Genomic DNA, 20,340 nt, shown 5'->3' on the forward strand with positions numbered 1-20,340 from the left:
CGAACACTTCGGTGACACCGGGCTTGGCCTTGATCTCCGAGAGCATCGGGTTCCAGGTGGTGACGGCCTTGACCTGGTCGGTGTTGAAGGCGGCGGCGATATCGGCGTCGGAGGTGTTGACCACTTTCAGGTCTTTTTCGCTGAGGTTGGCCGACTCCAGGGCGCGGGCCAGCAGGTAGTGGGACACGGAGAGTTCCACCAGGTTGACGTTCATGCCCTTAAGGTCGGCGACGGTCTTGCCTTCACCTTTGATGACCACGCCATCGTTGCCATTGGAGAAGTCGCTGACCACCAGCGCGGTGCTGTCCACGCCGCCGGCGGCGGGAATGGTCAGGGCGTCCATGTTGGTCATGGTGCAGCCGTCGAACTGGCCGGCGGTGTACTGGTTGATGGATTCGACGTAGTCATTGAGCTGCACCATGTCGATCTTGATGCCGTACTTCTTGGCCCACTTGTCGAGGATGCCTTGGCTGCCGGCGTATTCCCACGGCATCCAGCCGGCATAGATCGTCCAGCACACGCTGAAATGGTCTTTGGGGGCGGCTTGGGCGGAAAAACTCACCACGGCGGCGAAGGCGGCGGCGAGCAGGGCGGGTAAACGTATCGGGGGCATGGATGCTTCTCCAGTTGATCAAGGGCGAGCAGGAGCAACGCGGCACCGTGAACGGTGGCTTGTCTCCCGGGCTTTTATCCCGCCGTGTAACCTCAACTGGAGGTCGCCGACTCTCGGACCAGCCACTCGCCTTAGCGAGCCGGAACCCTAGTCAGCCATTGCAAATTGTGGTGCCGCGAACCTGTGATGACTCCTGCACTGGAGAGGTAAAGCGAGAGTCGTGCCAAGTGGCACGGGTGCAGTAATGGCGTGGGTTGGCGCGAGGAGGGGGGCGCAACGTGCGGTGAATATGCGTCGTGGTGGTGCGGGATTGCACTGCAATGAGGCGACCGGCAGATGTATCAATCTATGTCTAAATCGCACCAGATTCCGTTTTTGATGTCAGATATTTCGTCAGGCAGTGAAAGCTGTTTGCCGCCCCCCAGCGTCGCTGGGTGTGCTCTTCCGCGGTCCAGGAGGCCGCCATGTATCGTCGACTGCTTCTCATCGCTTTGCTCGGCTTGACCCTTTCTGCGTGCGCGCCTTATTACGGTGGCGGCCAGGCCTACTACGGTTCCGAGGTCTACACGGCGCCCGCGCCGGCGTATTACTACGGCGGCGGCCCGTATTACCATTACCGCCAGGGTTACTACCCGCCACCGCAGCGTTATTACCCGTCGCCGCGTTATTACCAGCCGGCGCCTCGCTATTATCCTGCGGGGCCGCGCGCGGGTTATCGGCCTTACCCAAACCAGGGTTGGGGCAACAGTCACTGGGGTAATGGTGGCGGGCATGGCCAGGGTGGTGGTCAGGGTGGAGGCCGTGGCGGCGGTCATCGCTGATAGGAATAATTGGAAAAACGGCGCTCAGGCGCCGTTTTTGTTTACCGTTGGTCGGCACTGTCATATTTGACAGCTATCCTGTGGGTTACGCCTGTAGTTAATTGGGAGCAGTCGCCTGTTTGGCGTATCGCTTTCAGCATCGACTGATGGAACCCATGACATGAACGTCAGCCAGCTCTACCTGTTATTTTTTGCTTTTCTTGGCGTCAGTACGTTGGCAGCAGCGCAATCCTGTCCTTACCCGAGTGCTGTACGGTACGTTGACGGTCACTTTCAGGGAACTGACAGCGACTCGCCATGGATAAGCCAGGCAATGAGCGGCGGGGAATTCGTGGAAACCTTTGTCGGCGCGCTTTTTACTCCAAGCGAGCAGGACGAGCGCAAGCATGGCTATCTGGAAAAGTGCATTTATAAAACCCTGAGGGGTAAGACAGTCACCCTGAGGTACGGCACGGCCCAAGCCGGGGGGGCGATGTCGCTGGTAGATACCACGCATTGGGTACCGGGCACCGATGCTTTCGGGCAACAGATTTTCCAGTGCGACGACCACCAACCCGATAATTGTGCCTTCACGTTCGAGGGCAAAAAAGCGCCGGCGGGCGCTCAATAGTCAGACAGGTCCGCCAGCGGATGCCGCCCTTCCCAGACCTTGTGGAAGTGCGCCTGCACCACGGCCTCGGGGATCAAGTTGATGTCCTGCCAGTGCCAGTGTGGCTGCTGGTCCTTGTCGATCAACCGCGCCCGCACACCTTCGCTGAATTCCGGGTGACGGCAGCAGTTCAGGCTCAAGGTGTATTCCATCTGGAACACCTGGGCCAGGGACAGGTGCCGCGCTCGCTGGATCTGTTCCCACACCAGGTGCGCGGTCAGCGGGCAGCCTTCGTTCAGGGTCTTGCCTGCGCGGCGGAGCAGCGGGTCGGTGTGATCGCGTAACTGGCTCAAGGCTCGCCACGCACAGCGCACATCCCCCACGTCCAGCCACTCGTCGATCTGCCCACGGCGCGGCAGCCATTGGGCTTCGGGCCACTGGCCGGTGGCTTCCTGGGCCAGGGCCTTGAGCAGGCTGTTGAGCTGCATGTCGGTCTGTTCCTGCCAGTTCAGTTGCAGCAGGCCTTCAAGCAGTTCGTCTTGTTGTTCATCCAGCAGGAAGCGGTCGGCCAGGCCCAGGTCCAGGGCGTCGCGGCCATTCATATGGGCGCCGGTCAGGCCGAGGAACAACCCCAACTTGCCGGGCAGGCGAGACAGGAACCAACTGGCGCCCACGTCCGGGTACAGGCCGATGCTGATTTCCGGCATGGCCAGGCGGCTGCTTGGCGTGACGATGCGCACGGCGGCGCTTTGCAGCAAGCCCATGCCACCGCCCAGCACATAGCCGTGGCCCCAGCAGATCAGCGGTTTGGGATAGGTGTGCAGGCGGTAGTCGAGGCGGTACTCCGCGGCGAAAAATTGCGCGGCCAGCGCCGGTACTTCGCCGGGATGTTCACGGCAGGCCTGGGCCAGGCTGCGGACTTCGCCACCGGCGCAAAAAGCCTTGGGGCCATTGCCGCGCAGCAGCACGCAGACGATTTGCGGGTCTTTGGCCCACGCGTCCAGGCGTTCGCTCAGGGCCAGGATCATCGGCAACGACAAGGCATTGAGGGATTTTTCCGCGTCCAGGCTGGCGATGCCAACGCGGGCGCCGCCGGTGCCAATCAGCTCTTCGAAGTGCAGGTTCATCATGACCTCAATCGATAAAGTGAAGGTTCAGTATGATCGCTTCGCAGGAAAGTGCGGTATCTGCGTCAGATCAATTGACAAGCAAGGTCGGCTTTCCTAGGGTTCGCCTCATTCTTTTGACTAGACAGCGTAACCATGACCACCGACGACCGTATCAAACTCGAACCCAGCTGGAAACACGCCCTGCGTGACGAGTTCGACCAGCCGTACATGGCCCAGTTGCGGGAATTCCTGCGCCAGGAGCACGCGGCAGGCAAGGAGATCTACCCACCCGGCCCGATGATCTTCAACGCACTCAACTCAACGCCCCTGGACAAGGTCAAGGTGGTGATCCTCGGCCAGGACCCGTATCACGGCCCGGGCCAGGCCCACGGCTTGTGCTTCTCGGTGCAACCGGGCGTGCCGGCACCGCCGTCGCTGGTCAATATCTACAAAGAACTCAAGCGTGACCTGAACATCGACATTCCCAACCACGGCTACCTGCAAAGCTGGGCCGACCAGGGCGTGCTGATGATCAACACCACCATGACCGTGGAGCGCGCGAATGCCAACGCCCATGCGGGCAAGGGCTGGCAGGTCTTTACCGATCGGATTATTGAAGTGGTGAGCGAGCATCAGCCGCACCTGGTGTTCTTGCTGTGGGGCGCCCATGCGCAGGGCAAGCAGAAGCTGATCGACGCCACCAAGCACCTGGTGCTGACGTCGGTGCATCCGTCGCCGTTGTCGGCCTATAGAGGGTTTATTGGCTGCGGGCATTTCAGCCGCACCAACAAGTTTCTTGAGCAGAATGGCGAGACGCCGATCGAGTGGCGATTGCCGCCGGTTTGACATAGCTCCAATGTAGGAGCTGTCTCGCTAAAGCTCGACAGCTCCTACAATTGAACGTCTCTTGGGCTTCAGATTTTGTCTGGCTGCCGGTTCCAGTGCCGAAACAAAGGCTCCGCCAGAAACAGCACAAACAACAAACGCATCACCTGCATCGCCGTCACCAACGGCACCGACAGTTGCAGGGTTTCCGCCGTCAGGCTCATTTCCGCAATTCCGCCTGGCATCATGCCCAGTGTCAGCGAACGCAGGTCCAGATGTGTGAGTGCACTCAAGCCCACAGCCGCCAGCGTCGCAATCAACATGGTCAACGCCGTACCGATCAACGTACGTCCCATGAACAACGGCGCGCGCCGGAAGAACTGCCGGTTGAAGTGGCAGCCCAGGCCGCTGCCGATCAGCCACTGGCCGATCTGGCTGCCGCCGTCGGGCAGCCCGATGTGCAAGTCCCAGGTAATGCTGGCGGCGGCACTGACCAGCAGCGGCCCGAACAGCCAGGGGTTTGGCTGACGCAAGCGTTGCCAGCCCCAGGCCACCAGGGCGCCGACGGGAAACAGCAGCGCCAGCCAGGTCCAATCCACCGTCGCCGGATGAAACTGCGGGGCACCTTCCCCCAGCAAATACTTGAACGCCGCCGGCACACAGAGCACCACCACCAATACCCGCAAACTCTGGCCCGCCGCGACGCGGCTGAGCACTGCGCCGTTGCGTGCGCCGAGGTTGACCATCTCCCCCGACCCACCCGGCATGCTCGAGAAAAACGCTGTGGCACGGTCTTCACCGCTGCGGCGCATCAACCACACACCCACGATGCTGGAGAGGCTGGTGACCAGCGCGCCGAAGAAGATCAGGCCGAAGTGGCTCATCACCTGCTCGATCACCACCGGGGTGAAGTGCAGGCCGATGCCGATGCCCACCACCCATTGGCCGCATTTGCGGCCGCCGGGAATTTCCGCGAGCTGCCAGGGTGTCAGGCAGCGCACCAGGATGATCGCCAGCAACGAGCCGACCATGTACGGCAGTGGCCAGCCGATCTGGCTGGCGAGATACCCGCCCAGCAGACCGACCAGCGGTGTTGCCCACCAGTTTCTGAACGTGGCCTCAGACATCGGCCACGGCACGACGCTGCAGGGAACGCTTGCGCCAGATGCGCAGGAGCGGGAACAACAGCATCAAGGCCGTCAGTACCCACACGCCGAAGGTGATCGGGCTCGACCAGAGGATCTGCAATTCGCCGTTGGAAATCGACAGCGCACGACGCAGGTTCTGCTCCATCAACCCGCCGAGGATAAAGCCCAGCAGCACCGGCGAGAGCGGGAAATCCAGCTTGCGCAGGATGTAGCCGAAGATGCCGATGCCGACCATCAGGAACAGGTCGAAGGTGGTGGCGTGAACCGCGTACACACCGATCGCAGTGATGATGGCGATCACCGGCACCAGTGCCCAGTTCGGCACGGCAAGGATGCGGGTGAAGATGCGGATCATCGGGATGTTGAGGATCACCAGCATGATGTTGGCGATAAACAACGAGGCGATCAGGCCCCAGACGATGTCCGGTTGCTGTTGGAACAGCAGCGGGCCGGGGGTGATGTTGTACAGCGACAGGGCGCCGATCATCACCGCCGTGGTGCCCGAGCCGGGTACGCCGAGGGTCAGCATCGGCACCAGGGCGCCGCAGGCGGAAGCGCCGATCGCGGTTTCCGGAGCCGCCAGGCCGCGCATGTCGCCCTGACCGAATTTACCGCTGGCACCGGCCAGGCGTTTTTCGGTCATGTAGGCCACGGCCGAGGCCAGTGTGGCACCCGCGCCCGGCAATACGCCCATGATGAAACCCAGCAGGCCGCAGCGAATATTCACGACGAATACCGCGGAAGCTTCCTTCAGGTTGAACATCATGCGTCCGGTGGCTTTCACGGCTTCCTGGCCACGGTGGGTTTTTTCCAGCAGCAACAGGATCTCGCTGATGGAGAACAGGCCCAATACAAGCACCACGAACTGGATGCCGTCGGTCAGGTGGATGTTATCGCCGGTGAAGCGGTACACGCCGCTGTTGGCATCGATACCCACTGCTGACAGAAACAGGCCGATCAAGGCCGCGACAAAGGTCTTCAGCGGCTTGTCACCGGCCATGCCGCCCAGGCAGACGATGGCAAACACCATCAGTACGAAATATTCCGCCGGGCCGAAGGCAATCGCCCATTTGGCCAGCAGCGGGGCGAACAGCACCATGCCGCAGGTGGCGATAAACGCACCGATGAACGAACTCCACGCCGACAGCGACAACGCCACGCCCGCCAGGCCTTTGCGAGCCATCGGGTAGCCGTCGAGGGTGGTCATCACGGTGGAAGCTTCACCCGGGATGTTCAACAGGATCGAGCTGATGCGCCCGCCGTATTCGCAGCCCAGGTACACGGCCGCCAACAGGATCAATGCCGACTCAGGCGGCAGCCCCAGGGCAAATGCGATGGGGATCAACAGCGCTACGCCGTTGATCGGCCCAAGGCCCGGCAACAGGCCGACCACGGTGCCGATCAAGGTGCCGCACAGTGCGGTGATCAGGTTGTAAGGGGTCAGTGCAACGCCGAAGCCCTGGCCCAAATAGCTGAACGTATCCATATCAGTTCTCCAGAACTTCAAGCAGGCCGAGCGGCAGCGGTACATCCATGGCCTTGTCGAACAGCAGGTAAAGACCGATGCTCATCAAGGTCACGATCACCACGCTGGGCATCCAGCGGCCGCCATACAGGCGCGCCATCGGGATGCCGATCAGCATGCTGCTGAGGATGAAACCCAAGGGTTCGAAGGTGCCGGCAAACACCAGCAGCAACCCGACGCAGATGCCGATCTTGATCAGGGTCTGGCGGTCCAGCGCGGGCTCTTCTTCTGTGTGCTTGGTGGGCTGTGGACGAAACAGCATGTAGATCAGGCCCAGGCCCATCAGCCCGAGCATCAGCAGCGGGTAGGCCCGAGGCCCTACCGGCTCGTAGGAAAACGACGCCTGATATGGCCAGGCCATCAGTGCGAGGCCGGCACAGACCAGCAACATCACTGAGGCGAAAATGCGTTGTAAGAGCATGGGAAACTCCTTGGAGACTCTTGTAGGCGCGAGCTTGCTCACGAAGAACGCCAGGACGTCGCGTTTATACAGGCAGCACGCGTCATCGTTGAAGTTTTTCGCGAGCAAGCCCGCTCCCACAGAGGGGCGATTACTGGATCAGGCCGAACTCTTTGGCCAGCACTTTGTAGTCAGCCACCTGTTTCTTCACGTAGGTGTCCAGCTCCGGGCCGGTCATGGCGAACGGGAACAGCTCGCGCTGGTCACGCAGCTTGGCGAACTCTTCGGAAGCCAGCAGTTTGTCGAAGGCGTCTTTCCACCAGGCATAGTCTTCGTCGCTGACTTTTGGCCCGAGGTAGAAGCCACGCACCACCGGCCAGACGATGTCGTAGCCTTGTTCCTTGGCGGTCGGGATGTTCTTCATTTCCGGCTCGTCCAGGCGTTCGTCGGAGAACACCGCCAGCAGGCGCATGTCACCACTGAGGATGTGCGGCATGGAGTCGGAGATGTCGGTACTGCCTACCTGGATATGGCCGCCGAGCAGGGCGGTGGCGATCTCGCCGCCGCCTTCCAGTGCCACGTAGCGCAGGTCACGCGGGTTGATGCCGGCGGCCTTGGCGATCAGGGCGGTTTGCATCCAGTCCTGGCTGCCGACGGTGCCGCCGGAACCGATGACCACGCTGCCCGGATCTTTCTTCAGGGCCTTGACCAGATCGTCGAGGTTTTTGTAGGGCGAATCGCTTTTCACCGCGATGGCACCGTAGCTGGTGCCGACGGCCGCGAGCCAGCGCACGGCGCTTTCATCGAAGCGGCCAAATTTGCCCTGGGCCAGGTTCAACAGCGAGCCGCTGGACCACGCCACCAGCGTGCCGGCGTCGGCCGGACGCTGCGCCACGACGGCGTTGTAGGCCACCGCGCCCACGCCGCCGGGCATGTAGGTCACGCGCATCGGCTTGCTCAGCAGTTTCTCGTTGACCAGCGCGCTCTGCGCCAGTTTGCAGGTCAGGTCGAAACCACCGCCGGGGGACGCCGGGGCGATGCATTCCGGGCGCTTGGGCTCGGCGGCCAGCAGTTGGCTGGCGAACAGCATGCAGCTGGCCGTCAGGGCAAATTTACGCAGTGAAAGGGTCATGTTCATCTCCATCATTGTTGTTATGAGGTTGCTGTTACCAGAGTGCGACGCTGTAGCTCACCAGCAGGCGCACTTCATCCGCATCACGGGCCGAATAGTTGGAACGGTAGGTGGCATTGCGCAGACGCACGGCCACGTCCTTGAACGTGCCGCTTTGCACCACGTAGCGGATCTCGCTGTTGCGTTCCCACTCCTTGCCGGTCTCGCCGTTCTTGAGCTTGATGTTGTCACCCGACAGGTAACGGCTCATGAAACTCAGGCCGGGAATCCCCAGCTTGGCGAAGTCGTAGTCGTAGCGGGCCTGCCAGGAGCGTTCTTCGGCGCCGGCAAAGTCGTTGATCTGCACGAAGTTGACAAGGTAAGGATCGCTACCGTCCACGTAGGGAAAGGCGCTGTCGCCGGACATGTGCTGGTAACCGGCGCTGAGCTTATGGCCATTGAGGGCATAGCTGAAGAGGCCGTTGAGGGAGGTGTTGTCGATCTTGCCGCCGCGCGCCGCGCCGGTGTCGTCACTGACGGCCAGGCGCAGGTCGGCGCCGAAGGTGCCGGGGCCCATCGGGCGCGAGGCCACGAGGCCGAGGAAATGCTGGCGGTACACGTCGTCGAGTTGGGCGAAGTGGTAGCTGCCGGTGATCTTGTCGGCGAACTTGTAGTCCACGCCGCCGAAGTCGAAATGCTTGCCGGTGGCGCCGCTGAGGAAGCGGCTGTTCTTGTTGTTGAGGCCGATGTCTTCGTAGTTGGTGTCGTCGCGGTCCTTGGCCTTGTTCAGGCGGCCGCCGGTGAACACCAGGTTCTTGAATTCCCTGGAACTGAGCAGGCCGCCTTCAAACGTCTGCGGCAGGATGCGCCCGTCGTTGGGCTTGAGGATCGGCAATTCGGGGATCAGCGCGCCGATCTTCAGCTCGGTGGCGGAGATCTTCACTTTGCCGGTCAGGCCGAGTTTGGAATATTCGTTGGCGGCGCGGCCGTCGTCGTGGGTCGGCAACAGCCCGGTGCCGGTGCGGTCGGGGCTGGAGTCGAGCTTGACCCCGAGCATGCCCAGCGCATCCACGCCGAAGCCGACGGTACCGTCGGTATAGCCCGACTGCAGGTTGAGCATGAAGCCCTGGGCCCACTCGTCGCGCTTGGATTGTTGTGCGCTGGTGCCGTCGCGAAAGTCGCGGTTGAAATACATGTTGCGGGTTTCGAGGGTGGCGGTGCTGTCCTCGAAAAAGGCGGCCTGGCCTGCGGGGGAAAAGCCGGCGAGGGCGGCGGCACTGGCAAGGGCGGTCTGGGTGATACGAGAAGAACGAGCAGGCGGCTGTGTGCGCAGCATCGTGGGTGTACTCCGTTATTGTTCTTATTTTGGCGAAAACGCTTCGAGGCGTTTTTCGGGCGCTATGGGTGAAATAGCTCGGCAGGCGAAACCCACCGTGGCTGGATGCTAAAGGGCGAAGCTTTCACTAACCTTTCAGTCGCCTTTCAATGTTTTCGGGCTTCACAGCGCAGGCCGCGCCTGTAAACTCCCCGGCAAAGCGTGGTGCCGACCACCCCCGAACGAGGTAAAAAACCATGCGTGTCCTTCTGGTCGAAGACCATTTGCAGCTAGCCGAAAGTGTCGCCCAGGCGCTCAAGAGCACGGGTTTGACCGTCGATGTGTTGCACGATGGAGTGGCGGCGGACCTGGCCCTGAGTAGCGAGGAATACGCGGTGGCGATTCTCGATGTGGGCCTGCCGCGCATGGACGGTTTTGAAGTGTTGGCGCGCCTGCGGGCCCGTGGGAAAAATCTGCCGGTGTTGATGTTGACCGCGCGCAGTGATGTGAAAGACCGCGTGCATGGCCTCAACCTGGGCGCGGATGACTACCTGGCCAAGCCGTTCGAACTGACGGAGCTGGAAGCCCGGGTCAAGGCGCTGCTGCGCCGTAGCGTGCTGGGCGGTGAGCGGCAACAGGCGTGTGGCGTGCTGATTTACGACCTGGATACGCGGCGCTTCACCCTGGGTGGTGAACTGCTGACCCTGACCTCCCGCGAGCAGGCGGTGCTTGAGGCGCTGATCGCGCGCCCGGGCCGGGTCATGAGCAAGGAGCAACTGGCTTCCCAGGTGTTTGGCCTGGATGAAGAGGCCAGCCCCGATGCCATCGAAATCTACGTGCACCGCCTGCGCAAGAAACTCGATGGCCAGCCAGTGGCCATCGTCACTTTCCGTGGCCTGGGGTACCTGCTGGAAGCCCGCGATGCATAAGCCCAGCAGCCTGCGCTGGCGCCTGCTGTGGAACCTGGCGCTGTTGCTGGTGGTGTTGATGATTGCCAGCGGCTTGAGCGCTTACTGGAATGGGCGCGAGGCGGCGGACACGGCTTACGACCGCACGCTGTTGGCCTCGGCGCGGACCATTGCGGCCGGCCTGTCCCACCGCGACGGTACCTTGAGTGCCGATGTGCCCTACGTCGCCCTGGATACGTTCGCCTACGACAGCGCCGGGCGGATCTACTACCAGGTCAACGATATTCACCAGAAGCTGATCTCCGGCTACGAAAACCTGCCGGGCCCGCCGCCGGGCACTCCACGCACCGATGACTATCCGGCGTTGGCGCGCTTTTATAACGCCAGGTATCAGGGCCAGAACGTGAGAGTGGTCAGCCTGCTCAAGGCAGTCTCCGAACCGAACATGAACGGCATGGCGGAAATCCGCGTGGCCGAAACCGACGAAGCGCGGGTGGCGATGGCGCGCAGCCTGATGGCCGATACCTTGCTGCGCCTGGGGATGCTGGCCATCGGTGCATTGTTGTTGGTGTTCTTTGCCGTGAGTGCGGCGCTGCGGCCGTTGGAGCGCTTGCGCACGGCCGTGGAAGAGCGTCAGCCCGATGACCTGCGGCCATTGCCGCTGGTGGAGGTGCAGCATGAATTGGGCCCGCTGGTACATGCGCTCAACCATTTCACCGAACGCCTGCGCGGGCAGTTCGAGCGCCAGGCACAGTTTATTGCCGATGCCGCCCATGAGCTGCGCACTCCGTTGGCAGCGCTCAAGGCACGCTTGGAGCTTGGCCTGCGTGCCGAAGACCCGGCTACCTGGCGCACCACCCTGGAAACCGCAGCCCAGGGCACTGATCGCCTGACTCACCTGGCCAATCAATTGCTCTCGCTGGCGCGCATCGAAAACGGCGCCCGGGCGATTGCCGAAGGCGGGGCCCAGTTGCTGGACCTGAGCCAGTTGGCTCGCGAGCTGGGCATGGCCATGGCGCCGCTGGCCCATGCGCGTGGCGTGGCCCTGGCGCTGGAGGCGGATGAACCGGTGTGGCTGCGGGGCGAGCCCACCTTGTTGAACGAGTTGTTGAGCAACCTGGTGGACAACGCCCTGGCCCACACGCCCCCGGGCGGCAACGTGATCTTGCGGGTCACGGCGCCGGCGGTACTTGAGGTGGAAGATGACGGCCCGGGCATCCCGCTGGATGAGCGGGACCGAGTGTTCGAGCGCTTCTATCGGCGCAGCCAGCAGGGCTTGGGGGCGGGCTTGGGGTTGGCGATTGTTGGCGAGATCTGCCGGGCACACCTGGCGCAGATCAGCTTGCATGACGGAGAGTTGGCGGGGTTGAAAGTGCGGGTCAGTTTTATCGCGGGGTAATCAGTAGAACATCGACCGTGCTTCATCCAGCTCGGCGCGCAAGGTGTCGCTGTAGGGGTCGAGTCGCAGCTTCTTGATCGCAGGTACCGTCAATATCGGCACGCTGGCCAGCGGGTGGTCAGTGTCGCGGTGGCAATACAACACGGCGACCTGCACCAGGTCGATATAGTCCAGGCGCTCGGAGTCGCGCTCAAGGTTCATGTACTGCGCCGGCAGGTTCACCAGCATTTCCGGGAAGTCCCAGCGCCGCAGCAGCTTGTCCCCCAGCAACGGGTGGATGCTTTCAATCACGTGATCGAGGCTGACCGGATCGGACAGCAGTTCATAGTGATCTTCGGCGAAGGTCAGGATCGGTAGCACGCCAATCTGGTGCACCAGCCCACCCAGCGCCGCCTGGTCAGGCTTCAACTGGCTGTGGTTGCGGCACAACGCATAGCTCACGCCGGCCACTTCCAGGCTGCGCCGCCAGACATCGCGCATCTTCTGTTCGACCACTTCGGAACGGGCGTGGAAGATCTGTTCCATCACCAGGCCGATCGCCAGGTTGCTGCTGTAGTTGGTGCCCAGGCGGGTGATGGCGGTGTGCAGGTCGGTGACTTCCTGGGTCGCGCGCAACAGCGGGCTGTTGACCACTTTGATCAGCCGTGCCGACAAGGCAGTGTCACGGCCGATCACTTTGCTCAGGTGGCTGATGCTGATGTCCGGGTCTTCGGCGGCCTGGCGAATGTTCAGGGCCACTTCCGGCAGCGTTGGCAGAACCAGGTCATCGTTATCGATGGCCACAACCAACGCCTGTTGGACTTTTTCCGCCAGCTTGTTCATTCAAGATCTCTAGGGTGTAGCAAAAAGGTACGACGATCAGCGCTGGATCTCGCGATCACGGTCCAGCTGGTAGGGCAGGTCGAGCAGCTGAAGGCCCGGGCCTTCCAGCGTGCCCACATGCACATCGCCACTCTCTGCTGCTTCGGCTTGCAGCACCGCTAGAAGTTCAATCGCCTGATCGGCACGGGCGGCAATCACCACCTCGCCGATGGCACTATTGTGATTCGGGGAAAACAGTGGGGTGCCGGGCTCAGGCAGCTCGCCGGCATTCAGGCTAAGGCGATACAGGCGACGCTTGAGTTTGCCCAAATACTGCATGCGCGCGACGATTTCCTGGCCGGTGTAGCAGCCTTTCTTGAAGCTGACGCCGCCGACGGCTTGCAGGTTGAGCATCTGCGGGATGAACAGTTCGCGGGTCTGGGGCATGACCTGGCCGATACCGGCACGGATCTGGCCCAGCAGCCATTGGTTCAGTTCACCTTCGTTCAATTGTGCGGCGAGTTGGCCGTGCAGGGTTTGAGCTTGGGCGGCGGGGGCCCAGAGTTCGGCACGGCCCGGCGATACGCGGATGGCGATCAGGTCGTCGCTGCGCACCACGCTGTCGGTCTCGGCGGGTAGTTGGAGGCCGAGGCCGGCCAGTACCTGATCGGCATCCGACACACCGAAACGCGCCCAGGCAGCACTTTCGTCGGTGAGTTTGGATTTGGAGAACACGGCGTACTTTTTCAGGTCCGCCAGTTGTGGCTCCAGCAGTTCGGTGGCCATGGCCAGCAGCACGCCATCGCCTTGCAGCAGGATGCGGAAGCTCGACTGCATGCGCCCTTTCTGGGTGCAGCGCGCGCCCAGGCTGGCCTGGGTGTCACTCAGGTAGTTAAGGTTGCAGGTCAGTTGTCCCTGGAGGAACTTGGCAGCGTCGGAACCGCGGACGGCGAGAACGCCTTCGTGGGACAGGGGGCAGAAAAAAGCAGAGTCAGCCATGGGTCATCGCAGGTTAAAAAGTCATGAGTGCATCATAGAGGGGCGCCCGGCAAATGGATAGTTTCCGTATGGCCGACCAAAGCCGACTGTTCCAGGCAGCTTCGGCCTGTATACTTGCGCTCTATTTGAGGAGCGCTCCATGGTCGAAGATGTAGAACTCAATCGCCTCTACTGGCACAGCCGCCGCGGCATGCTTGAACTGGACGTGTTGCTGGTACCGTTCGTCAGGGAGGTCTATCCGCACCTCAACGACGTCGACCGCGACTGCTACCGCAAGCTGCTGGAATGCGAGGATCAGGACATGTTCGGCTGGTTCATGGAACGCGCCGAATCGGAAGACCCGGAGCTGCAGCGCATGGTTCGGATGATTCTGGATCGTGTCCAGCCCAAGTAATACGTTCGAATGCCGCTGGCACGCCTCCGGGCAGTTGCTGGCGGCTTATCTTTTCGCCCAGGCGTTCGCACTGGGTGCGCTGTGGTTTCTCGATGTGTCCCCGTGGTTCGGAGCCTTTGGCGCCTTGTTGTGCCTGGCCCATGCCGGTTGGGTATTGCCGCGTCATATCCTGCTGACTCACCGTTCGTCGATCCGTGGCCTGCGCCGCGACGAGGATGGCTGGCAACTGTGGAGCGCCGCGCGTGGCTGGCACAGCGTGCAACTGCGCCCCGACAGCCTGGCGTTGCCGTTGATCGTGGTGCTGCGCTTTCGGGTGCAGGGTGACTGGCGGGTGCGTTCGATCTGCGTGCCACGGGATTCGCAGGCTACCGATGTGCATCGGCGCCTGCGGGTGCGCTTGAAGTTCAGCCGCCGTAGGTGGTTGGCACCAGAATAGTGTCGCGCGCTTCGGGCAGCATTTGCGGGTAGTCGAGGGTGTAATGCAATCCCCGGCTTTCCTTGCGCTCCATGGCCGAGCGGATCATCAGTTCCGCCACCTGGGCCAGGTTTCGCAGCTCGATCAGGTCGCGGCTGACTTTATAGTTGCTGTAGAACTCGTCGATCTCATCCAGCAACAGTCGAACCCGGTGCTGCGCCCGCGCCAGGCGCTTGTTGGTGCGCACGATGCCCACGTAGTCCCACATGAAGCGCCGCAACTCGTCCCAGTTGTGGGCGATGATCACGTCTTCGTCCGAATCGGTCACCTGGCTGGCGTCCCAGCGGGGCAGGGCGGCCGGCACCGGGATGCGCGGCAGCTGTTCAAGGATGTCGGCGGCGGCGGAGCGGGCGTACACGAAACACTCCAGCAACGAATTGCTGGCCATGCGGTTGGCGCCGTGCAGGCCGGTGAAGCTGGTTTCGCCAATGGCGTACAGGCCGGGCACGTCGGTGCGGCCGTTCTGGTCGACCATCACGCCGCCGCAGGTGTAGTGCGCCGCCGGGACGACCGGGATCGGGCCCTTGGTGATGTCGATATTGAACGCCAGGCAGCGCTCGTAGACCGTCGGGAAATGGGTCTTGATGAAGGCTTCGGGCTTGTGGCTGATGTCCAGGTAGACGCAGTCGATGCCCAGGCGCTTCATTTCATGGTCAATGGCCCGGGCGACGATGTCCCGCGGGGCCAGTTCTGCTCGTGGGTCGAAGCGCTGCATGAAACGTTCGCCGTTGGGCAGCTTCAGGTGTGCGCCTTCGCCGCGCAGGGCTTCGGTGATCAGGAAGCTCTTGGCCTGCGGGTGATACAGGCAAGTGGGGTGGAACTGGTTGAATTCCAGGTTCGCCACCCGGCAGCCCGAACGCCAGGCCATGGCAATGCCGTCACCGCAGGCGCCGTCGGGGTTGCTGGTATAGAGGTAGACCTTCGCTGCGCCGCCCGAGGCGAGAATGGTGAAGCGCGCGCCGTAGGTGTCGACTTCGCCGCTGGCCCGGTTGAGCACGTAGGCGCCGAGGCAGCGTTCGCCCGGCAGGCCAAGGCGCTTTTCGGTGATCAGGTCGACGGCGACCCGCTGTTCCAGCAGTTCGATGTTGGGGCGTTGCCGGGCCTGGGCGAGCAGGGTCTTGAAGATCGCGGCGCCGGTGGCGTCGGCGGCATGGATGATCCGCCGATGGCTGTGGCCGCCTTCGCGGGTCAGGTGGAACTCGAAGCCGCCGTCGTCGGTGCCGGAATGTTCGTCGCGGGTGAAGGGCACGCCCTGGTCGATCAGCCACTGGATGGCTTCGCGGCTATGCTCGACGGTGAAGCGCACCGCTTCTTCATTGCACAGGCCGCCGCCGGCATTCAGGGTGTCTTCGACGTGGGATTGCACCGTGTCGGTGTCATCGAGCACCGCGGCGACACCGCCCTGGGCCCAGAACGTCGAGCCATTGGCGAGGTCGCCCTTGCTCAGTACGGCTATGCGCAGGTGGCCCGGCAGGGTCAGTGCAAGGCTCAAGCCCGCGGCGCCGCTGCCAATCACCAGGACATCGTGTTGAAACTGTTGGCTCATTTGAAGGATTCCGCAAAAAGCGATCCGTAGGGGGCGCAAACAGGACGCCTGGATCGGCGAATCAAAGGGTGACACGGCCCACTAGTATATAGAGGGGGGGAGCGGCACAATAGCCGGGCATTCGTGGCATTGTGAGACTACGGGCAACGAACTGCACGGCTTTCATGAAACGGACAGCGATTGGGATGGGAACTTTTTGCATAGGCCCCGACTCAATAGCAGGATGCCCGAAAGCTGGGAACACGCTGGATTTGCTGAGCCGCGTCTGTGTCAGGCGCGTCAGGAAACTGGCGACAGATTATTCGCGCAGCCGGCATTGCCCGCGCTGCGTTTTTCGTGTGTGCCAAATCAGTGCGCGCCGGAAACTTGCTTGGAGGGGGAGAACTTTTGCGAAAAGTCCGAGTCTATGTTTGCAAGCCTGATCGATTAGTTATGCAAGCCTCCTTCAAGTACAACGAGGAGTGTTCATGCTAACCCAGGAAGAGGATCAGCAGCTGGTCGAGCGCGTTCAACGCGGCGACAAGCGGGCATTTGATCTGCTAGTGCTGAAATACCAGCACAAAATTCTCGGGTTGATCGTGCGGTTTGTGCACGACACCCATGAAGCGCAGGACGTTGCACAGGAAGCCTTTATCAAGGCGTACCGTGCACTCGGTAATTTCCGCGGTGACAGTGCGTTTTACACGTGGCTGTATCGCATCGCCATTAACACGGCGAAGAACTATCTGGTTTCTCGCGGTCGCCGCCCGCCGGATAGTGATGTTAGTTCGGAAGATGCTGAATTTTATGATGGTGATCACGGCCTCAAGGATCTCGAGTCGCCGGAGCGTGCATTGCTGCGCGACGAGATCGAAGGAACCGTCCATCGCACTATTCAACAACTGCCAGAAGATTTGCGTACGGCGTTAACTTTACGTGAATTCGATGGTCTGAGTTACGAAGACATTGCGAGCGTCATGCAATGTCCGGTGGGTACCGTACGCTCCCGGATCTTCCGGGCTCGGGAAGCCATCGATAAAGCCCTGCAGCCGTTGTTGCAGGAAAACTGAGACAGCGGCGACAGCCAAGAGAGGAACCGCCATGAGTCGTGATGCCCTGCAGGAATCGCTGTCCGCAGTGATGGATAACGAAGCGGATGAACTGGAACTTCGTCGAGTGCTTAATGCATTTGATGATGCCGAAACCCGTGATACCTGGTCTCGTTACCAAGTCGCTCGGGCGGTGATGCACAAGGATCTTCTAATCCCTCGTCTGGATATTGCTGCGGCCGTTTCTGCTGCACTGGCTGATGAAGCCGTTCCGGCAAAAGCTGCTCGCGGTCCTTGGCGTAGCCTGGGCCGTCTGGCAGTCGCTGCTTCGGTGACCGTCGCTGTATTGGCAGGTGTTCGCCTGTACAACCAGGACGAAATCGCCGGTGCCGAACTGGCCCAGCAGACCCAGCAACCGGTCATGGCCGGCCCGCAGGTTAAGGGTCCAGCCGTACTGGCCGGCTACAAGGAAAGCTCCGATACCACCGGGCCTATGGCCAACGGTGTACTTCAAGGGCAATCCGGCTGGCAGGATCAGCGTCTTCCAGGCTACCTGCGCCAACACGCACAGGAATCGGCCTTGAAAGGCACTGAAAGCGCTCTGCCTTACGCTCGCGCTGCAAGCCTGGAAAACCGCTAGTCCGCCAAGGAGCTTTATGCGCGCCATACCGCTCCTTGCGCTTTTGCTCAGTGGCTGGTTTGCAGTCCCCGCCCATGCCGATGAAGCCCATGACTGGCTGACGCGTCTTGGGCGGGCGGAGCAGCAGCAAAGCTTTCAGGGCACCTTCATCTACGAGCGTAACGGTAGTTTTTCTACCCATGACATCTGGCATCGTGTCCAGAATGGTCAGGTCCGTGAGCGGCTTTTGCAGCTCGATGGTTCTGCCCAGGAAGTCCTGCGCGTCGATGGCCGTACCCAATGCGTGAGCGGCACGCTGGTTGCCGGGCTTGGGGGCTCCCCCAATACCTCTGCGCGTACCCTTGATCCGCAAAAACTCAAAGCGTTCTACGATCTTGCCGTCATCGGCAAATCGCGCGTGGCCGGTCGGAATGCGGTGATCGTCTCCGTGACCCCCCGCGATCAATACCGTTATGGTTTTGAGCTGCATCTGGATCGTGAAACTGCGCTGCCATTGAAGTCATTGTTGCTTAACGACCAGGGCCAGTTGCTGGAGCGTTTCCAGTTCACCCAGCTCAATACATCGGTGCCTGACGATCGTGATTTGCAGCCCAGTGGCGAATGCACGCCGGTGGCGGTGACCAACGCCAAGGCCCCGGAGGTCGAGATCCCTCAGGATTGGCGCCTCGACTGGTTGCCACCAGGCTTTCAGCTGGTCAACAGCAGTGCCCATAAAGACTCCCACACCAAGGTAACCGTCAGCAGTCTGATGTATGACGATGGTCTGGCGCGTTTTTCGGTATTCCTGGAGCCGCTTAACGGTGCGACCGTAAACGAGACCCGCACCCAGTTGGGCCCGACAGTCGCCGTTTCACGGCGGTTGAATACCCTGGAAGGCGAGGTGATGGTGACCGTCGTCGGCGAGATCCCGATTGGCACCGCCGAGCGAATTGCGCTGTCACTACGCAGTGGCACCGTGCCCGCCAAGCCTTGAGTTGTTAATCCTATGTTCATCCTGATATTTCAATGTTGCGCAGGAGATAGTCGATGCCTGCCTCTGCCGAGAGCATGAAATGTCTGGATCATTTTTTTCACTTGCTAATATCCCCTATGTTTTTTATAGGTCAGGGCTTAACGGCCCTGGCCTTGTTTTGTTCGCGGAACAAAAATGTCGGTCGCAGTTTTTCGGCGTTTATTGAACCCTGTCGCTCAACCCTGCTCGTCGTAACGGGAGCTGTATGTCGATACCACGTTTGAAGTCTTACCTATCCATAGTCGCCACGGTGCTGGTGCTGGGTCAGGCCGTTACCGCGCAAGCGGCCGAGCTGCCTGACTTCACCCAACTGGTGGAGCAGGCGTCGCCTGCCGTGGTGAACATCAGTACTACGCAGAAGCTGCCGGATCGTAAGGTCTCCAACCAGCAGATGCCCGACCTGGAAGGCCTGCCGCCGATGCTGCGGGAGTTCTTCGAACGCGGCATGCCCCAGCCGCGCACGCCGCGTGGCGGTGGTGGCGGCCAGCGTGAGGCCCAGTCCCTGGGCTCGGGCTTCATCATCTCGCCTGACGGCTACATCCTCACCAACAACCACGTGATTGCCGACGCCGACGAGATCCTGGTGCGCCTGGCGGACCGCAGTGAGCTGAAAGCCAAGCTGGTGGGCACCGACCCACGTTCCGACGTTGCCCTGCTGAAAATCGAAGGCAAGGACCTGCCGGTGCTGAAACTGGGCAAATCCCAGGACCTGAAAGCCGGCCAATGGGTCGTCGCCATCGGTTCGCCGTTTGGTTTTGACCATACTGTGACCCAGGGTATCGTCAGCGCCATCGGTCGCAGCCTGCCGAACGAAAACTACGTGCCGTTCATCCAGACCGACGTGCCGATCAACCCGGGCAACTCCGGCGGTCCGTTGTTCAACCTGGCGGGTGAAGTCGTTGGCATCAACTCGCAGATCTACACCCGCTCCGGTGGTTTCATGGGCGTTTCGTTCGCGATTCCGATCGACGTGGCCATGGACGTATCCAACCAGCTGAAAACCGGTGGCAAAGTCAGCCGCGGCTGGCTGGGGGTAGTGATCCAGGAAGTGAACAAGGACCTGGCTGAATCCTTCGGTCTCGACAAGCCGGCCGGTGCCCTGGTCGCGCAGATCCAGGACGATGGCCCTGCTGCCAAAGGTGGCCTGCAAGTCGGTGACGTGATCCTGAGCATGAACGGCCAGCCGATCGTCATGTCTGCGGACTTGCCACACCTGGTGGGCGCGCTCAAGGCCGGCAGCAAGGCCAAGCTGGAAGTGATTCGTGACGGCAAGCGCCAGAACGTCGAACTGACCGTCGGTGCGATCCCGGAAGAAGGCGCGGCGCTGGATGCGCTGGGCAACAGCAAGCCAGGTGCCGAGCGCAGCAGCAATCGCCTGGGCATTGCCGTCGTCGAGTTGACCGACGAACAGAAAAAGAGCTTCGACCTCAAGAGCGGTGTAGTGATCAAGGAAGTCCAGGACGGTCCTGCCTCCCTGATCGGCCTGCAACCAGGTGATGTCATCACCCACCTGAACAACCAGGCTATCAACTCCACCAAAGAGTTCACCGACATCGCCAAGGCGCTGCCGAAGAACCGTTCGGTGTCGATGCGCGTCCTGCGTCAGGGGCGTGCCAGCTTCATTACCTTCAAACTGGCCGAGTAATCCGCTAGTCCAATAAAAAGCCCCGCTCTCGATGTTC

General features: G+C 61.5%; 21 protein-coding genes and 1 riboswitch. Of the genes, 11 read left to right on the plus strand and 10 right to left on the minus strand.

The window, feature by feature from the left end; all coding sequences use genetic code 11:
• Positions 1-613, minus strand: a 613-nt coding sequence (locus HX873_RS11175; RefSeq protein WP_177122672.1) for a putative urea ABC transporter substrate-binding protein, incomplete at its 3' end; no start/stop codon positions are given.
• A gap of 61 nt (positions 614-674) precedes the next feature.
• Positions 675-775, minus strand: a riboswitch (guanidine-I (ykkC/yxkD leader).
• A gap of 302 nt (positions 776-1,077) precedes the next feature.
• Between HX873_RS11175 and HX873_RS11180 the strand changes: the two genes are divergently transcribed.
• Both HX873_RS11180 and HX873_RS11185 read left to right on the plus strand, forming a co-directional pair.
• The gene (locus HX873_RS11180; protein ID WP_003212026.1) at positions 1,078-1,434 is read left to right on the plus strand and encodes a hypothetical protein; all 357 of its coding nucleotides are present in this window, start codon (positions 1,078-1,080) and stop codon (positions 1,432-1,434) included.
• Positions 1,435-1,594: 160 nt separating this feature from the next.
• Entirely contained in the window at positions 1,595-2,044 is a 450-nt protein-coding gene (locus HX873_RS11185; RefSeq protein ID WP_177122673.1) for a DUF3757 domain-containing protein, read from the plus strand.
• On the opposite strand, the gene HX873_RS11190 is transcribed toward HX873_RS11185, so the two are convergent.
• Positions 2,038-3,150, minus strand: coding sequence for an enoyl-CoA hydratase/isomerase family protein (locus tag HX873_RS11190; RefSeq protein ID WP_177122689.1), 1,113 nt, complete (start codon positions 3,148-3,150; stop codon positions 2,038-2,040). The genes HX873_RS11185 and HX873_RS11190 overlap by 7 nt on opposite strands.
• Before the next feature lie 135 nt (positions 3,151-3,285).
• Here HX873_RS11190 and ung point away from each other — a divergent pair, with 135 nt between their 5' ends.
• Positions 3,286-3,978, plus strand: coding sequence for a uracil-DNA glycosylase (ung, locus tag HX873_RS11195; RefSeq protein WP_177122674.1), 693 nt, complete (start codon positions 3,286-3,288; stop codon positions 3,976-3,978).
• 68 nt (positions 3,979-4,046) lie between these two features.
• Here ung and HX873_RS11200 read toward each other — a convergent pair whose 3' ends face one another.
• The 5 genes from HX873_RS11200 to HX873_RS11220 all read right to left on the minus strand — a co-directional run bounded on the left by HX873_RS11200 (position 4,047) and on the right by HX873_RS11220 (position 9,477).
• A complete protein-coding gene (locus tag HX873_RS11200; protein ID WP_003212018.1) occupies positions 4,047-5,084 on the minus strand; it encodes an AbrB family transcriptional regulator in 1,038 nt (345 codons plus the stop codon).
• Positions 5,077-6,591, minus strand: coding sequence for a tripartite tricarboxylate transporter permease (locus HX873_RS11205; RefSeq protein WP_003212016.1), 1,515 nt, complete (start codon positions 6,589-6,591; stop codon positions 5,077-5,079). The genes HX873_RS11200 and HX873_RS11205 overlap by 8 nt, the downstream gene beginning before the upstream one ends.
• 1 nt (position 6,592) lies before the next feature.
• Positions 6,593-7,051 carry a tripartite tricarboxylate transporter TctB family protein gene (locus HX873_RS11210; RefSeq protein ID WP_008437838.1) on the minus strand — a complete coding sequence of 153 codons (459 nt, stop codon included), beginning with the start codon at positions 7,049-7,051 and terminating at the stop codon, positions 6,593-6,595.
• Positions 7,052-7,181: 130 nt separating this feature from the next.
• Positions 7,182-8,168, minus strand: coding sequence for a tripartite tricarboxylate transporter substrate binding protein (locus tag HX873_RS11215; protein WP_161635736.1), 987 nt, complete (start codon positions 8,166-8,168; stop codon positions 7,182-7,184).
• Positions 8,169-8,196: 28 nt separating this feature from the next.
• Positions 8,197-9,477, minus strand: a complete 1,281-nt coding sequence (locus tag HX873_RS11220; protein WP_008437839.1) for an OprD family porin — start codon at positions 9,475-9,477, stop codon at positions 8,197-8,199.
• Positions 9,478-9,713: 236 nt separating this feature from the next.
• On the opposite strand from HX873_RS11220, the gene HX873_RS11225 reads away from it, so the two are divergent.
• Positions 9,714-10,385, plus strand: coding sequence for a response regulator (locus HX873_RS11225; RefSeq protein ID WP_003212008.1), 672 nt, complete (start codon positions 9,714-9,716; stop codon positions 10,383-10,385).
• Positions 10,378-11,763: a sensor histidine kinase gene (locus tag HX873_RS11230; protein ID WP_003212006.1), complete on the plus strand. Its 1,386-nt coding sequence runs from the start codon at positions 10,378-10,380 to the stop codon at positions 11,761-11,763. The genes HX873_RS11225 and HX873_RS11230 overlap by 8 nt, the downstream gene beginning before the upstream one ends.
• Here the strand turns inward: HX873_RS11230 and HX873_RS11235 are convergent, their stop codons facing one another.
• Positions 11,764-12,585, minus strand: a complete 822-nt coding sequence (locus HX873_RS11235; RefSeq protein WP_003212004.1) for an HDOD domain-containing protein — start codon at positions 12,583-12,585, stop codon at positions 11,764-11,766.
• 36 nt (positions 12,586-12,621) lie between these two features.
• Positions 12,622-13,563, minus strand: coding sequence for a folate-binding protein YgfZ (locus tag HX873_RS11240; protein ID WP_177122675.1), 942 nt, complete (start codon positions 13,561-13,563; stop codon positions 12,622-12,624).
• Between the two features lie 139 nt (positions 13,564-13,702).
• On the opposite strand from HX873_RS11240, the gene HX873_RS11245 reads away from it, so the two are divergent.
• Positions 13,703-13,957 carry a succinate dehydrogenase assembly factor 2 gene (locus HX873_RS11245; protein ID WP_003212000.1) on the plus strand — a complete coding sequence of 85 codons (255 nt, stop codon included), beginning with the start codon at positions 13,703-13,705 and terminating at the stop codon, positions 13,955-13,957.
• On the plus strand, positions 13,941-14,393 hold the full coding sequence (locus tag HX873_RS11250) for a protein YgfX (RefSeq protein WP_008437845.1): 453 nt from the start codon (positions 13,941-13,943) through the stop codon (positions 14,391-14,393). Before HX873_RS11245 ends, HX873_RS11250 begins: the two co-directional genes overlap by 17 nt.
• On the opposite strand, the gene nadB is transcribed toward HX873_RS11250, so the two are convergent.
• Entirely contained in the window at positions 14,362-15,978 is a 1,617-nt protein-coding gene (nadB, locus tag HX873_RS11255; protein WP_003211997.1) for an L-aspartate oxidase, read from the minus strand. The two genes, HX873_RS11250 and nadB, sit on opposite strands and share 32 nt — an antisense overlap.
• A 467-nt stretch (positions 15,979-16,445) precedes the next feature.
• Between nadB and rpoE the strand changes: the two genes are divergently transcribed.
• The 4 genes from rpoE (at position 16,446) to HX873_RS11275 (ending at position 20,303) form a co-directional block, all read left to right on the plus strand.
• A complete protein-coding gene (gene rpoE / locus HX873_RS11260) occupies positions 16,446-17,027 on the plus strand; it encodes an RNA polymerase sigma factor RpoE (protein WP_003172477.1) in 582 nt (193 codons plus the stop codon).
• 31 nt (positions 17,028-17,058) lie between these two features.
• Entirely contained in the window at positions 17,059-17,646 is a 588-nt protein-coding gene (locus HX873_RS11265; protein ID WP_003172479.1) for a sigma-E factor negative regulatory protein, read from the plus strand.
• Between the two features lie 16 nt (positions 17,647-17,662).
• Entirely contained in the window at positions 17,663-18,619 is a 957-nt protein-coding gene (locus HX873_RS11270; protein ID WP_177122676.1) for a MucB/RseB C-terminal domain-containing protein, read from the plus strand.
• A gap of 244 nt (positions 18,620-18,863) precedes the next feature.
• Positions 18,864-20,303 (plus strand): DegQ family serine endoprotease, encoded by a 1,440-nt coding sequence (locus tag HX873_RS11275; RefSeq protein WP_003211993.1) that lies wholly within the window; start codon positions 18,864-18,866, stop codon positions 20,301-20,303.
• Positions 20,304-20,340 lie beyond the last annotated feature (37 nt).

Source organism: Pseudomonas sp. P7758 (genome assembly GCF_013386485.1).
Taxonomy (GTDB): Bacteria; Pseudomonadota; Gammaproteobacteria; order Pseudomonadales; family Pseudomonadaceae; genus Aquipseudomonas.

Coding starts and splice junctions, on each gene's coding strand:
- HX873_RS11180 (WP_003212026.1), top strand. CDS start 1,078: ATGTATCGTCGACTGCTTCTCATCGCTTTGCTCGGCTTGACCCTTTCT.
- HX873_RS11185 (WP_177122673.1), top strand. CDS start 1,595: ATGAACGTCAGCCAGCTCTACCTGTTATTTTTTGCTTTTCTTGGCGTC.
- HX873_RS11190 (WP_177122689.1), bottom strand. CDS start 3,150: ATGAACCTGCACTTCGAAGAGCTGATTGGCACCGGCGGCGCCCGCGTT.
- ung (WP_177122674.1), top strand. CDS start 3,286: ATGACCACCGACGACCGTATCAAACTCGAACCCAGCTGGAAACACGCC.
- HX873_RS11200 (WP_003212018.1), bottom strand. CDS start 5,084: ATGTCTGAGGCCACGTTCAGAAACTGGTGGGCAACACCGCTGGTCGGT.
- HX873_RS11205 (WP_003212016.1), bottom strand. CDS start 6,591: ATGGATACGTTCAGCTATTTGGGCCAGGGCTTCGGCGTTGCACTGACC.
- HX873_RS11210 (WP_008437838.1), bottom strand. CDS start 7,051: ATGCTCTTACAACGCATTTTCGCCTCAGTGATGTTGCTGGTCTGTGCC.
- HX873_RS11215 (WP_161635736.1), bottom strand. CDS start 8,168: ATGAACATGACCCTTTCACTGCGTAAATTTGCCCTGACGGCCAGCTGC.
- HX873_RS11220 (WP_008437839.1), bottom strand. CDS start 9,477: ATGCTGCGCACACAGCCGCCTGCTCGTTCTTCTCGTATCACCCAGACC.
- HX873_RS11225 (WP_003212008.1), top strand. CDS start 9,714: ATGCGTGTCCTTCTGGTCGAAGACCATTTGCAGCTAGCCGAAAGTGTC.
- HX873_RS11230 (WP_003212006.1), top strand. CDS start 10,378: ATGCATAAGCCCAGCAGCCTGCGCTGGCGCCTGCTGTGGAACCTGGCG.
- HX873_RS11235 (WP_003212004.1), bottom strand. CDS start 12,585: ATGAACAAGCTGGCGGAAAAAGTCCAACAGGCGTTGGTTGTGGCCATC.
- HX873_RS11240 (WP_177122675.1), bottom strand. CDS start 13,563: ATGGCTGACTCTGCTTTTTTCTGCCCCCTGTCCCACGAAGGCGTTCTC.
- HX873_RS11245 (WP_003212000.1), top strand. CDS start 13,703: ATGGTCGAAGATGTAGAACTCAATCGCCTCTACTGGCACAGCCGCCGC.
- nadB (WP_003211997.1), bottom strand. CDS start 15,978: ATGAGCCAACAGTTTCAACACGATGTCCTGGTGATTGGCAGCGGCGCC.
- rpoE (WP_003172477.1), top strand. CDS start 16,446: ATGCTAACCCAGGAAGAGGATCAGCAGCTGGTCGAGCGCGTTCAACGC.
- HX873_RS11265 (WP_003172479.1), top strand. CDS start 17,059: ATGAGTCGTGATGCCCTGCAGGAATCGCTGTCCGCAGTGATGGATAAC.
- HX873_RS11270 (WP_177122676.1), top strand. CDS start 17,663: ATGCGCGCCATACCGCTCCTTGCGCTTTTGCTCAGTGGCTGGTTTGCA.
- HX873_RS11275 (WP_003211993.1), top strand. CDS start 18,864: ATGTCGATACCACGTTTGAAGTCTTACCTATCCATAGTCGCCACGGTG.